This is a genomic window from Corallococcus macrosporus (assembly GCF_017302985.1).
Lineage (GTDB): Bacteria > Myxococcota > Myxococcia > Myxococcales > Myxococcaceae > Corallococcus > Corallococcus macrosporus_A.
Genome location: NZ_JAFIMU010000006.1, coordinates 199,074 through 199,754 on the forward strand (window position 1 = coordinate 199,074; position 681 = coordinate 199,754).

The 681-nt window shown below is 72.0% G+C and carries 1 protein-coding gene; it reads left to right on the top strand.

Annotated features, from left to right (window positions below; genetic code table 11):
- Positions 1–26 precede the first annotated feature (26 nt).
- The gene (locus JYK02_RS10920; protein WP_207051094.1) at positions 27–671 is read left to right on the top strand and encodes a pilus assembly FimT family protein; all 645 of its coding nucleotides are present in this window, start codon (positions 27–29) and stop codon (positions 669–671) included.
- Positions 672–681 lie beyond the last annotated feature (10 nt).

Sequence of the window (681 nt, forward strand, 5' to 3'; positions counted from 1 at the left end):
GGCTCCAGGGCTCGCGCGAGGTCTCCATGCGTGGCGCACGAGGAATGACGTTGCTGGAACTGATGGCGGCCCTGGCGGTGTTCGCCGTCGTGACGACGCTGGCGGTGTCGGGGATGAGCAGCAACCTGGCGCGCCGGCGCGAGAGCGGCACCACGCGCGAGCTCGAGTCCTCGGCGATGCAGGCGCGGCAGCGGGCCCAGGCCACGAACCAGCCCATCCGCTTCGTCGTGGAGGCGAACGTGACGCTGGCGAATGGGACCGTGGGCACCGTGGCGCGGTGGGAGCGGCCCCGGTGCGACAACACCTGGGACAGCGACTCCTGCCCCGCCACGAGCTGCGTGTCGACGACGTGCCGGCAGAACCCGTCGTGCTGCGACGAGGTGGGCGAGGACATCGCGCTCCCCCCGTCGATGAACGCCTCCAGCGTGAGCGGACTGTGCTTCCTGCCCACGGGACGGGCCGTGCGCGCCGAGGGCGACCTGAGCTGCCTGCGCTCCAGCCGTGGACGGCCTGACACGCTCGCGGCGGCCACGCCCGGGACGTTGACGATCACCTATTCGTCCGGGCGTGTCCCCACACTGCTCCGCGTCGAGGGGCTCACCGGCATGGTGAGCACCCTCGACTGCGATGCGCCGTCCGCGAGCGCGTACTCGGGGAAGGGCTGTCCGTAGCCGGCTCCTG

Coding starts and splice junctions, on each gene's coding strand:
- JYK02_RS10920 (WP_207051094.1), top strand. CDS start 27: ATGCGTGGCGCACGAGGAATGACGTTGCTGGAACTGATGGCGGCCCTG.